Source organism: Salinicola avicenniae, assembly GCF_023736115.1.
Classification (GTDB): Bacteria; Pseudomonadota; Gammaproteobacteria; order Pseudomonadales; family Halomonadaceae; genus Salinicola; species Salinicola avicenniae.
The window spans coordinates 331,067-343,387 of sequence record NZ_JAKQZC010000006.1 but is presented as its reverse complement, the minus strand read 5'-3'; the positions used below and the strand labels follow the sequence as shown (position 1 = coordinate 343,387).

General features: G+C 63.3%; 12 protein-coding genes. 5 read left to right on the top strand and 7 right to left on the bottom strand.

Annotated features, from left to right (window positions below; all coding sequences use genetic code 11):
• Positions 1–86 precede the first annotated feature (86 nt).
• Positions 87–830, top strand: coding sequence for a Crp/Fnr family transcriptional regulator (locus MC381_RS16200; protein WP_251978795.1), 744 nt, complete (start codon positions 87–89; stop codon positions 828–830).
• Positions 831–896: 66 nt separating this feature from the next.
• Here MC381_RS16200 and MC381_RS16195 read toward each other — a convergent pair whose 3' ends face one another.
• On the bottom strand, positions 897–1,859 hold the full coding sequence (locus tag MC381_RS16195; protein WP_251978794.1) for a LysR substrate-binding domain-containing protein: 963 nt from the start codon (positions 1,857–1,859) through the stop codon (positions 897–899).
• A 161-nt stretch (positions 1,860–2,020) separates the two neighbouring features.
• Between MC381_RS16195 and MC381_RS16190 the strand changes: the two genes are divergently transcribed.
• Both MC381_RS16190 and fghA read left to right on the top strand, forming a co-directional pair.
• Positions 2,021–3,130, top strand: coding sequence for an S-(hydroxymethyl)glutathione dehydrogenase/class III alcohol dehydrogenase (locus tag MC381_RS16190; protein ID WP_251978793.1), 1,110 nt, complete (start codon positions 2,021–2,023; stop codon positions 3,128–3,130).
• 231 nt (positions 3,131–3,361) lie between these two features.
• Positions 3,362–4,219 (top strand): S-formylglutathione hydrolase, encoded by an 858-nt coding sequence (fghA, locus tag MC381_RS16185; protein ID WP_251978792.1) that lies wholly within the window; start codon positions 3,362–3,364, stop codon positions 4,217–4,219.
• A 142-nt stretch (positions 4,220–4,361) separates the two neighbouring features.
• Here fghA and MC381_RS16180 read toward each other — a convergent pair whose 3' ends face one another.
• The 5 genes from MC381_RS16180 to MC381_RS16160 form a co-directional block, all read right to left on the bottom strand.
• The gene (locus tag MC381_RS16180; RefSeq protein WP_251978791.1) at positions 4,362–5,471 is read right to left on the bottom strand and encodes a sulfate/molybdate ABC transporter ATP-binding protein; all 1,110 of its coding nucleotides are present in this window, start codon (positions 5,469–5,471) and stop codon (positions 4,362–4,364) included.
• Positions 5,468–6,343: a sulfate ABC transporter permease subunit CysW gene (cysW, locus tag MC381_RS16175; RefSeq protein WP_251978790.1), complete on the bottom strand. Its 876-nt coding sequence runs from the start codon at positions 6,341–6,343 to the stop codon at positions 5,468–5,470. The genes MC381_RS16180 and cysW overlap by 4 nt, the downstream gene beginning before the upstream one ends.
• 10 nt (positions 6,344–6,353) lie before the next feature.
• A complete protein-coding gene (gene cysT, locus MC381_RS16170) occupies positions 6,354–7,181 on the bottom strand; it encodes a sulfate ABC transporter permease subunit CysT (protein ID WP_251978789.1) in 828 nt (275 codons plus the stop codon).
• 43 nt (positions 7,182–7,224) lie between these two features.
• Positions 7,225–8,292, bottom strand: coding sequence for a sulfate ABC transporter substrate-binding protein (locus tag MC381_RS16165; protein ID WP_286009774.1), 1,068 nt, complete (start codon positions 8,290–8,292; stop codon positions 7,225–7,227).
• A 136-nt stretch (positions 8,293–8,428) separates the two neighbouring features.
• Positions 8,429–9,355, bottom strand: a complete 927-nt coding sequence (locus MC381_RS16160; protein ID WP_251978788.1) for a CysB family HTH-type transcriptional regulator — start codon at positions 9,353–9,355, stop codon at positions 8,429–8,431.
• A gap of 314 nt (positions 9,356–9,669) precedes the next feature.
• Between MC381_RS16160 and MC381_RS16155 the strand changes: the two genes are divergently transcribed.
• Positions 9,670–10,602, top strand: a complete 933-nt coding sequence (locus MC381_RS16155; protein ID WP_319022846.1) for an ABC transporter substrate-binding protein — start codon at positions 9,670–9,672, stop codon at positions 10,600–10,602.
• A 13-nt stretch (positions 10,603–10,615) separates the two neighbouring features.
• Here the strand turns inward: MC381_RS16155 and MC381_RS16150 are convergent, their stop codons facing one another.
• Complete coding sequence (locus tag MC381_RS16150; protein ID WP_251978787.1) at positions 10,616–11,452, bottom strand: alpha/beta hydrolase fold domain-containing protein; 837 nt, start codon at positions 11,450–11,452, stop codon at positions 10,616–10,618.
• Between the two features lie 90 nt (positions 11,453–11,542).
• Here MC381_RS16150 and mtgA point away from each other — a divergent pair, with 90 nt between their 5' ends.
• A complete protein-coding gene (gene mtgA, locus MC381_RS16145) occupies positions 11,543–12,250 on the top strand; it encodes a monofunctional biosynthetic peptidoglycan transglycosylase (RefSeq protein WP_251978786.1) in 708 nt (235 codons plus the stop codon).
• Positions 12,251–12,321: the final 71 nt, after the last annotated feature.

Below are 12,321 nucleotides of genomic sequence, written 5' to 3'. Positions count from 1 at the left end.
GACAACACTGACAGCCTGTGCCAATATCGATTTTCTTCATTGGAGCGCGTCGTGCCAAGGCAAAGAAGACGATAAGGGCAAGGGAAATGAGCGAAGATAGTTGCATTGTCCGTCACTTCAGTCACTACGGGGAGCTATCGCAGAATGACAAGCAGCTGCTGATCGAACTCGAGGAGAGTCCGACCCAGGTCAAGGCTGATCACATCCTGTGGCAGGAGGGCGATAGTGCCAAAGAGTTCTGTACGCTGAGACGCGGTTGGGCCTACTCCTTCCGCCATATGGAAGACGGCTCGAGGCAGATTCTCGAGATCTATCTACCGGGCGATATCATCGGCCTGCGAGAGTTTGCCTTCCGCGAGCGTCTCACCGGCGTCGCCATGCTGGAGGATGGCGTTATCTGCCACTTTCCGCATCGCCGGCTGATCAATATCTTTCGCGAGTCGTTGACGCTTTCCGCGATCTTTTTCGCGGTCTCCTCGCACCAGCAGGCGCTGTTGACCGAACGTCTGGTCAATCTGGCCCGGCGCAGCGCGCGCCAGCGCCTGGCGCACATGATCTACGAGATGTTCGTGCGTCTCGAGCGAACCAAGGCGAGAGACGGCAACAGCATGCGACTGCCGCTGTCGCAGCAGCACCTCGGCGATGCGCTGGGGCTCTCGTCGGTGCACGTCAGTCGTACGTTGACGGCGTTTCGCGAGGAGGGGCTGGTACTACGATCGCGACAGCGCATCGAACTGCCCGACCCCGCGGCGCTGGCGCGCGAGGCGGAGTTCGGGGATGCCTATCTCAACGATGGCATCGACCACTTTTTCAACGGTTTCCACACCTGACGCGCTCATCACTGGCGGACCGAGTCGTCGCGTCCGCCAGGGGCCTCGTTGGCGCCTGGCCGGTTCTCAGGCGGTGCCCGGCGACTCACTCGCCGATTCGATAATCCTTCCGCTGTCGGCTGGGCGTGTCATCGTCGGTGTCGACCAGAGCGCGATCGCTTCCGGTAGCCGTTCGACCAGAAAGTCGACCAGTAGCCGTATCTTCGATGACAGCTGGCGGTGCCGCGGATAGACCGCCCACACCGCAGTATCCGTCAGCTGGTAGCGGTCGAGTACGGAGATCAGCTCGCCACGCTCCAGCGCGCCTTTCACGTAGTAGTCCGGCAACTGTGCCAGGCCGATGCCCTTGCGCGCGGCATCCAGGAGTGCCGGCCCCGAGTTGCCACGCCAGTTGCCCGAGACGCGGACTTCCCGCTGTTGCCCCTCCACGTCGAACAACCAGCTGTCGCGCGAACCGATCAGGCAGTTGTGGTGCGCAAGCTCCGAGAGGCTATGCGGTGCCGGCAGACGCTGAAAATAGTCCGGCGAGCCGACAATGTACTCGAGCCGTCGGCAGAGCCGACGCGACAGCAGGCTGGAGTCGCGCAGCACGCCCATGCGGATAGCGATATCGAAGCCCTCGTCGATCAGTTCCACCGTGCGATTGGTGAAGTGCAGGCGGACGTCGAGCTGCGGATACTGGCGATGGAAATCGTTGACCAGCGGGGCGATATAACGCTCGCCGAATGTCGTCGCGCAGCTGATCGCCAGACGCCCCTGCGGTTGCGACTGCAGCGCGTTGAGGGTCGTCTCCGCGTCTTTCAGACCGTCGAGCAGCGCCCGGCAGTGCTCATAGTAGATGGTGCCGCCATCGGTCAGCCGAATCTGGCGCGTCGTGCGGTAGAGCAGCGGTGTGCCCAGCTGCTGTTCGAGCTGGCTCACGAGGCGGCTGACGTGGGAATTGGAAACCTTCAGCGATTCGGCGGCGCGGGAGAACGTCCCCAGCCGGACCACGGCGACGAAGGCCTCGATACCGTCGAGGCGAGACATGCGGGGCTCCTGAATTATTGCTGTGGAGCAATAATCATGTGTCATTTTGCGGGTTTATTGCCAAGGGGTGAAAGCCTAGACTAACGGAAATCGGCGGTCATGCCACGTGCGTCTGGCAGACAGGCCGAGTCGATAACGCAAGCCTTACTGGAGATTCGATAATGAAATCCCGTGCCGCCGTCGCCTGGGAAGCAGGCAAGCCGCTCTCTCTGGAAGAGATTGACGTACAAGGCCCCAAGGCCGGTGAAGTGCTGGTGCGCATGGTCGCTACCAGCGTCTGCCACACCGATGCCTACACGCTCTCCGGCAAGGACCCGGAAGGGCTCTTCCCCTCCATTCTCGGCCATGAAGGGGCCGGTATCGTCGAGGAAGTCGGCGAGGGCGTCAGCGATCTCAAGCCCGGCGATCATGTCATTCCGCTCTATACGGCCGAATGCGGCAAGTGCAAGTTCTGCCTTTCCGGCAAGACCAACCTGTGTGGCGCGGTGCGCGCAACCCAAGGCAAGGGCCTGATGCCGGACGGTACCACGCGCTTCTCCAAGGACGGCAAGTCGCTGCATCACTACATGGGGACGTCGACCTTCTCCGAGTACACCGTGGTGCCGGAAGTCTCGCTGGCCAAGGTTTCCAAGGAAGCACCGCTGGACAAGATCTGCCTGCTCGGCTGTGGTGTCACCACGGGTATCGGCGCCGTGCTCAACACGGCCAAGGTCGAACCGGGTTCCACGGTTGCCGTCTTCGGTCTCGGCGCAATCGGTCTCGCCGTCATCCAGGGAGCGCAGATGGCCAAGGCCTCGCGGATCATCGCGATCGACGTCAATCCGGACAAGTTCGAGATGGCGCGTCAGTTCGGGGCGACCGAGTTCGTCAACCCGAAAGAGTACAGCGACCCGATCCAGCAGGTGATCGTCGACCTGACCGACGGCGGCGTCGACTACTCCTTCGAGTGTATCGGCAACGTCAACGTCATGCGCTCGGCGCTTGAGTGCTGTCACAAGGGCTGGGGCGAGTCGATCATCATTGGCGTCGCGGGTGCCGGGGAAGAGATTTCCACGCGTCCGTTCCAGCTGGTCACCGGTCGCGTCTGGAAAGGTTCGGCCTTCGGCGGCGTCAAGGGCCGCACGGAACTGCCGGGCTATGTTCAGCGCTATATGGATGGCGAGATCAAGATCGACGAGTTCGTCACTCACGACATGCCGTTCGAGCAGATCAACGAAGCGTTCGAGCTGCTGCATGCCGGCAAGAGCATCCGGACCGTGCTGCACTTCTGATTCCACGCGCCCGGTGCCGCGCGCAAAGCCAGAGCCTCTGACACACGCGCCCGGTGCTGCGCGCAAAGCCAGAGCCTCTGACATATGCGCCCGGTGCTGCGCGCCTATCGTTCGGTATGCCACGGGCTTACGAAAGGCGCCTGATAAGCGCCCGGGCCGCGAGGAAAACGGCGGTTCCGGGCGCCTCGAGTGCACGGGGTCCGGGGCGCTTGAACAGTCAAGGAGAGATCCATGTCGATGAGCGAACAGCTGGAGCTGGTCTCGGCCACCAAGAGCTTTGGGGGGTGGGTCAAGCGCTACAAGCACTACTCGCGGGCGTTGGACTGCGAGATGATCTTCGCAATCTATCTGCCGCCGCAGGCCGAGGAAGGGCGTGTCCCGCTGATGTGGTGGCTATCCGGTCTGACCTGCAACGACGAGAACTTCATGCAGAAGGCCGGCGCTCAGCGCACAGCCGCCGAACTCGGCATCGCGATCGTTTGCCCGGACACCAGCCCGCGAGGCCTGGACCTGCCGGGCGAGCATGATAGCTACGATTTCGGCTCCGGTGCCGGGTTCTACCTGAACGCCAAGCGTGAGCCGTGGTCGCAGCACTATCGCATGTACGACTACATCACCGAGGAGCTGCCGTCGGTGGTGCGTCTGCACTTCCCGGTCAACGGCCGCGAGTCGATCAGCGGTCATTCCATGGGCGGGCACGGCGCCCTGGTGCTGGCGCTGCGTCAGCCTGGCCGTTATGCGGCGGTATCGGCGTTCGCGCCGATCGTCAATCCGACGCAGGTACCCTGGGGGCAGAAGGCCTTCGAGAACTACCTCGGTGAGGATGCCGGCCTGCGGACTCAGTACGATGCCTGCGAGCTGGTCGCCAAGGGGTCATCGCGTCAGCCGCTGTTCATCGACCAGGGGGAAGCCGACAACTTCCTAGCCGAACAGCTCAAGCCGGAGCGCCTGGAAGCGGTCTGTGAAGAGCACGATCATCCGCTGACGCTACGTCGTCACCCGGGCTACGATCACAGCTACTTCTTTATCGCCAGCTTCATCGATGACCACCTGCGCTATCACGCCGAGCGTCTTCACGCCAAGCGCTGAGTCGTTGCTCCCCCGCGCCAGGACCTTCGTTCACACGAAGCGCCTGGCGCGTCTGTTTCCGCCCTGCCACGGCTAGCCTTGCCGCGAGTTCTATACGTGAACTCCATACTTGAGCCCGACGCGTGAGCCCTATACATGAGCCCTACACCGCTTCTGCGAGTGCGGGGGCCGCATCCCGATGAAACCAGTGCAGATGCTGGACCTTGACGCCGACGCGCTCGCCGACCTCGAGCGCCAGTGCCTTGAAGGCCTGACGGGTGAGTTCGATCGTCAGGCAGTCGTCGTCGATCCTTGGTGCCTCGCCCGCGCCCCGCGCCGGCGTAACGTCGATGCGATAGCTGCTGCCCAGGGGGTGCACGTGGCGAACGCTAACCTGGCAGGGCAGGTGGCGATCGCGAACGATCTCGATGTCGTGGGGGCGCACGAAGACATCCTGGTTCGTCGCGCGCTTTGTGGTGCCGCCATCGGGGAGCGGTAGTCGCCAGCCGCCGCTCTGGAAGTGGCCCGGCTCGAGCGTGCCGTGCAGGACATTGACGCTACCGATGAAGGTCGAGACGAACGGCGTCGCAGGCGTGTCGTAGATCGCGTCCGGCGTTCCCACCTGCTCGATACGACCCTGATTCATCACCACGATACGACTGGCCACCTCCATCGCTTCCTCCTGATCGTGGGTGACGAACAGGCTGGTCACGTGAAGCTCTTCATGCAGTCGTCTCAACCAGCGGCGCAGCTCCTTGCGGACGTTGGCATCCAGCGCGCCGAACGGTTCGTCCAGTAGCAGATAACGGGGTTCCACCGCTAGCGCACGGGCCAGGGCAATGCGCTGGCGCTGTCCACCCGACAGCTGGGGCGGAAAGCGCCTGGCGAGCCAGTCGAGCTGCACCAGGTCCAGCAGTTCGTGAACCCGGCGGCGGATCTCGGCCTCTGGCGGGCGCTGGGCGCGCGGCCTGACGCGCAGTCCGTAGGCCACATTCTCAAATACGCTCATGTGGTTGAACAGCGCGTAGTGCTGGAAGACGAAGCCGACCTGGCGATGGCGGATCGGCTCCCGGGTCATGTCGCGGCCTTCGAGAAGAATACGGCCGCTGTCGGCGAATTCCATGCCGGCGATGCTGCGCAACAGTGTCGTCTTGCCACAGCCGGAAGGGCCGAGCAGCGCGACCAGTTCACCGTCGTCGATGGCCAGATCGATGCCGTCCAGCGCGGTGAAGTCGGCGTAGCGCTTGGTCAGGTGTTCGACATGAATGCTCATGGTGAGGCGTTCTCCCATTGGCGTTGCTGACGCCATTCGATGATCGACTTGAGGACGAGCGTCACGATCGCCAATCCGGCCAACAGCGTGGCGACCGCGAAGGCTGCGCTGAACTGATACTCGTTGTAGAGAATCTCGACGTGCAGCGGCAGGGTATTGGTGGCGCCGCGGATGTGGCCGGAAACGACCGACACGGCGCCGAATTCGCCCATGGCACGGGCGTTGCAGAGAATGACGCCGTAGAGCAGCCCCCATTTGATGCGCGGTAGCGTGATCGTCCAGAACATTCGCCAGGCACTGGCACCGAGCATGATCGAGGCTTCTTCCTGCTCGGCGCCCTGTGCCTGCATCAGCGGAATCAGCTCGCGGGCGACGAAGGGCAGCGTGACGAACAGCGTGGCCAGCACGATGCCGGGCAGGGCGAAGATGACCGGAAAGCCATGTGTGGTGAACCAGCCGCCGAACCAGCCCTGGCTGCCGAAGATCAGGATGAACACGAGGCCGGCGATGACGGGCGACACCGAAAAGGGGAGGTCGATCAGGGTCGTCAACAGGCTGCGTCCCGGAAACTGGAAACGGGCGATGCACCAGGCGGCGGCAATGCCAAACAGCGTGTTCAACGGCACACAGATCAACGCCGTTATCAGCGTGAGCAGCATCGCATGTCGCGTATAGCGATCGGTGATGGCGTCGAGGTAAGCCTGCCACCCTTCGCGAAAAGCTTCCGCGAGAACCGCAACCAGCGGCAGGATCAGGAAGAGTCCAAGGATCGCCAGGGCGAGGGCGCTCAGCCCGTAGCGGACCCAGGGCACCGATCCGGCATCCGGATGTCGCGGCGCCGGGCGTGAGGCGATCGATATCGTGGTGTTCATGCATCGCTCCTCATTCGCGACCGGTGCGTTTGCGGGTCCACTGCTGCAGGCCGTTGACCACCAGCAACATGACGAAGGCCACGACCAGTGAGGCCAGGGCGATCACCGTCGCGCCCGGATAGTTGTATTGCTCGAGTTTGGTCACGATCAGCAGTGGCACGATTTCGGACTTCATCGGCATGTTGCCCGCGATGAAGATGACCGAGCCGTACTCGCCGAGCCCACGGGCGAAGGCCAGAGAGAAGCCGGTCAGCAGCGCCGGCACCAGCGGTGGCAGCAGCACGCGGCGGAACGTCTGCCAGCGCGACGCGCCCAGACTGGTCGACGCCTCCTCCTGCTGACGATCCAGATCCTGAAGAATCGGCTCCACGGTTCTGACCACGAAGGGCAGGCCGATAAAGATCAGGGCGATGGTGATCCCGAGCGGGGTGAAGGCCACTTGGAGACCGAATTCGGCGAACCAGCGACCCAGCCAGCCATTGGGGGCATAAAGCGTCGTCAGCACGATACCGGCGACGGCCGTGGGCAACGCGAACGGCAGGTCGATCAGCGAATCCCAGAGGCGTTTGCACGGGAGCGGGTATCGCACCAGTACCCAGGCGACCACGAGCCCCATGAACAGATTGAGCAAGGCCGCGGCGAATGCGGTCGAGAAGCTAACGCGAAACGCCGCCATGACGCGGCGGTCCGCGAGTGTCTGCCAGATCCCGCCGAGGCCGAGTTCGGCGGAGCGGGTGACGAGGGCCAGCAGCGGGATCATCACCAGCAGCGAGATGGCAAGGACCGTCACCCCCAGGCTCAGCCCGAAACCGGGCAGCATCGATTGACGTTGGCTCATATCGGTCGTGATTCCCTGATATAGCGGCGAGGTGTGGTGGCGTTCAAGGCTGATAGATCGTGTCGAACACGCCGCCGTCGTCGAAATAGGTCGCCTGCGCCTCGCGCCACCCCCCGAATATCTCGTCGATCGTATGGAGTTCGAGATCGGGGAAACGGGCGATATCCTCGGGGTCCGCTGCCTGCGGGGCGATCGGTCGATAATAGTTGGCCGCGATCAGCTTCTGTGCCTCGGGAGAGTAGAGGTGCTCGAGATAGGCGGAGGCCGCCTCTCGAGCGCTATCGCCCTTGCGTTCGATATTGCCGGAGACCACGGCTACCGGGGGTTCGGTCAGAATGCTGACGGCCGGCACGACGATGTCGAACTGGTCCTCTCCCAGCTCTTCGGTGGCGAGAAACGCTTCGTTCTCCCACGCCAGCAGGACATCGCCCAGCCCTCGCTGTACGAAGGTGTTGGTTGCGCCGCGAGCGCCGGAGTCGAGCACGGGCACATGCTGATAGAGCGTTGCTACATACTGCCTGGCCGCCGCCTGGGCCGACGCGACGTCGTCCGCGTACTGCGGATCGTCAAGCTTGCCGAGATCGCCGAGCTCGCGCTTGAGCACGGCGACCCACGCGGCCAGAAAGTTCCAGCGCGCCCCGCCGGAGGTCTTGGGATTCGGCGTAATGACCTCGATGCCGGGCTTCGTCAGGTCATCCCAGTCCTGGATGTGCTTGGGATTGCCCTTGCGAACCAGAAAGACGATCGTCGAGGTATAGGGAGCGCTGTGATGAGGAAACGCACGTTGCCAGTCTTCGGGAATCTTGCCGGTGCGATCGGCGATGGCGTCGATATCGTAGCCCAGCGCCAGGGTGACGACATCCGCGGGCAGCCCATCGATGACCGAACGCGACTGTCCACCGGAACCGCCGTGGCTCTGTTCCACGGTGACGCTGTCACCCGTCTGTTTCTCGTACCACTGACTGAAGAGCGTGTTGTAGTCCTGATAGAGTTCGCGAGTCGGGTCGTAGGAGGCATTCAAAAGCTGGATCTCCTCGGCGTGCGCCGCCAGCGGCATGACGGCAGACAGTCCCAGCGCACCGGTCAGTGCGGCAGTCTTGAGCGTAGGCATCGTCGTTCCTTGCATTCGAGGGTCTCTGTCGCTCGCCCGCAGTTCGCGGGCGAGGTGTCGCCTCACTCTATCCAGCGCACGGAGCTTTGAAGAAGTAATAAAAAACGTAATGCTTATCGCGATTGGCGATTATCGATCAGCGCGAATCCAGTGCCTGCTGCACGCTCGATGCGTCCAGCAGGTTGCTGCAGAGCTGGAGAAACTCGTAGGTGAAGGTGTGCAGAAAATGGCCGCGCCGTAGTGCCAGATAGGTGGTGTTGCGGGGAAACAGCTTCTCGCCCGGCAGCAGCGTTAGGCCCCGGTCTCGTTGGGGATCGTAGGCGAGCGAGGCGATGATGCCGATACCGAGACCTAGCTCGACATAGGTCTTGATCACGTCCGCGTCGAGCGCGGTCAGCACCACGTTCGGCAGCAGACCGGCGTCCGAGAAGGCCTGGTCGATACGCGCTCGCCCGGTGAACCCCTCGTGATAGGTGACGATGGGGTAGTCCGCGATCGTCTCGAGGCGCAGCGTGCCCTGCTGTGCCAGCGGGTGCCCCTCGGGTATGACGACGCTGTGATGCCAGTGGTGGAAGGGGAAGCGCACGAAGGACGAGCCCTCGTCGCTGATGCCTTCGGTGGCGATGCCGATGTCGACCCTGCCCGTCTTGAGCAACGACACGATCTCCGACGGGCTGCACTGATGCAGTTCCAGTTTGACCCGGGGAAAGCGCGCCCGGAATCGGGCGATGATCGGCGGCAGCGAATAGCGCGCTTGGGTGTGGGTCGTGGCGATCGCCAGCTTGCCCTGATCCTGATGGGCCAGCTGGTGGGCCGAGCGCTTGAGGTTCTCGGCCTCGAGCAAAATGCGCTCGACTGTCTCCAGCAGCGTTCCGCCGGCGGTCGTGAGCCCTAGTATGCGTTTACCGCGTCGTTCGAAGAGCTCGACGCCGAGCTCTTCCTCCAGATCCCGGATATGTTTGCTGGCACCGGACTGAGAGGTATACAGCGCGTTCGATGCGTCGGTCAGGTTGAAATGCTGGCGCACGGTCTCGCGCACGATGCGGAGCTGCTGGAGGTTCATGAGATATCCATGGGTTATGGTTATCTTGGAATATAAATAATGTTTTTTATTCCCTTTAATATGGATTTCTCATATCGATAGCCGCCGTCTTGCTGAACCTTCTCCAGCGATGGCTTGGGGATCGGCGAGAAGGTGTTGTCAGTTCGTGTTTAATAGGCGTCGCTTCAGGTCAAATGGCAGGAGGGAAGTCCGTCACAGTAGCCGTAACATGACGCTCGCCCGTGCTGCGGCGTCGTTCACGCTTGACATGTAGCCTGTCCTGCTCGATCCGCGACGGGGTGCGTGCGATGACACGATAACCAGGAGCCAGTTCGATGATGCGACGCCGATTTTTCTCACCTGCATTGGCCGCGGCCGTCATGACCATGACGGGAACGGCGCAGGCCGATCTCGATACCGTTCGCTTTGGCGTGTCGCCGTGGCCGGGTGTGACGGTCAAGACCGAGATCGCCGCGCAGCTGCTCGACGCCATGGGATACCGGACGCAGCAGAACGAGCTGGCGGTGGGCGTGATCATGAACGGGCTGGTCAACGATCAGCTGGATGCCTATCTGGGGAACTGGTATCCGGTTCAGGAGGCGATGACCGAGCCGCGCCTCGAGGATGGCAGCCTCGCCCACGCGGCGAAGAACATCAGCAATGCCAATTCCGGCCTGGTCGTGCCCGAGTACGTACATGAAGCCGGTATCGAGAGCGTTGCCGACCTTGCCGCACATCGTGATCGCTTCGACGGGGAAATTCAGGGGATCGAAGCCGGGACCGGCATCAACGATGCGATCCTGGCAGCCATCGATGCCGACAAGGCCGGTCTCGGTGACTGGCAGCTCAACGAGAGTTCGACGGCCGCCATGCTGGCCTACGCCGACCAGAAGATCGAGGCCAAGGAGTGGGTGACCTTCGTCGGCTGGGAGCCGCACTGGATGAACGTCAACTACGACCTTTACTACCTCCAGGATAGCGACGACAGCGGTGTCGCCGATATCTTGAGCACGGTATGGACGCTGGTGCCGGGCACCCTGGAAGCATCGGATGCCAACCTCTACCGCTTTTTCTCCCAGTACACGGTCGATATCGACGACCAGAACGACTGGGTCTATGCCTACAGTCACGAAGAGCGGCCGGCCGACGAGGTCGCCAGCGCGTGGATTCGTGACCACGACGAGACTGTAGCGCGCTGGCTCGATGGCGTGTCGGCCAAGGACGGTACCCCGGCCATCGAGGCCGTCAGGGCGCAGCTGACGGATTGACGGTTGGCGTCCGTTAGGCCGCCAGTCGTGCCATGATCGCCTCGCAGAAATCCTGCCAGGCGAGCCGCATGGCCGGCAGGTCGGCATGGCCGTGAAGTGCCGAGTGAACCATATTCGGCGCATAGCGGTAGCCGACCGCTGCGCCCGCGTCTCGCCAGTGCTCGACCGCCGACTCGAGCGGGCGCGTCAGTGGGTCCCGCTCGACGGCCAGCGCCTCGATGACCCTGGTAGGTGGACGATGCGGGTGGGTTGGCGGCATCTCGCCCGCGCTCGCCATCTCCCACAGCGCGAGGATGTCGGCGCGCGTCAGCAGCGGGGCATCGTCGCCCAGAGCGGCCAGTGTCGGCGTGCCGACGACCGGATAGACGAGTCCGAGAACGCCCTGCCAGTCCGCGGTGGCGGCTACATCGATCGCCAGGCGTCCGCCGGCGCTATCGCCGATGATCGCGTCTGGCGCCACGGCGGTGACGATACTTCGGCAGTCGGCCAGCGCCTGCGCGTAGCTCGCTTCCGGCAGCAGACGATAATCGACGCTGATCACCTCGCGCTCAAGCCGGGCGGCGAGGTCGGCGGTAATGCCGTGGTGGCTTTCCGTGGACCCCAGATTCCAGCCGCCGCCGTGCAGGTAGACGACGGGCGCTACCGTGGCTGGCGCCGTGTCGGGGCTCGCGGGGAGAAAACGACGGACGCGCACGCCGTCGATCTCGTCGACCGTGACGCGCAAGCCGACTGGATCCATCGGGCGATGTGCACGGTGCAGGGCCTCGTAGAGTCGGCGGCGCTGCGCCAGCGATGCCTCAGGAGTGGCATCGAGCGTGGATAGCCGGCGGATGAACGTCTCGATCTGCATGAACCAGGCTCCAGGTGGGTAAGCTCGCCGATGCACGCCAGCAAGCCCTTGTTATACTGGGCAGCCTACTCTCGACCACGAGCACTTGCCATGCAGTCAGGCTGGCCGCGCACGCTTCTGCGCTATTTGCTGATCGTCATCGCCGCGTTCATCGGCCTGTCGGTGTTGTTCGTGCTGATCTTCCGATTCGTCCCGGTCTTCGGTTCCATGGTGATGGTCGAGCGCAAGGTTTCGTCCTGGCTGCAAGGCGACAATTTGGTGATCGAGCAGACGTGGACGCCCTGGTCGCGGCTTTCCGACAACGCCAAGCTGGCGGTACTGGCCGGCGAGGATCAGCGCTTCCCGGAACACTGGGGATTCGATGTCGCGCAGATCAAGCGCTCGCTGACGACCTGGTCCGACGGCGGCAGCTTGCGCGGTGCCAGCACGCTAAGCCAGCAGACCGCGCGCAACCTGTTCCTCTGGACCGGGCGGAGCTGGATCCGCAAGGGACTGGAAGCCTGGTTCACGCTGCTGATGGAGGCGTTGTGGCCCAAGCAGCGCATCCTCGAGGTCTATCTCAACATTGCCGAGTGGGATACCGGCGTCTTCGGGCTCGAGGCCGCCGCGCAGCGCTACTTCGGTACCTCCGCCGCCAGTCTGACCCCGGCACAGGCCAGCCGACTGGCCGCGATCCTTCCCAACCCGCGAGGCTGGAGCGCCTCGCAGCCGTCCGCCCACGTGCAGCAGCGCGCGGCCTGGATTCAGCGTCAGATGCGCAATCTTGGCGGTACGGCCTTCCTGCGGCGTCTGCAGTGAAGGCCCTCGTTTTATGCCGAGCGCGTCGCGCGAGTGAAACCGTCGATCTCGTCCGGGGCTTGTCATCCGCG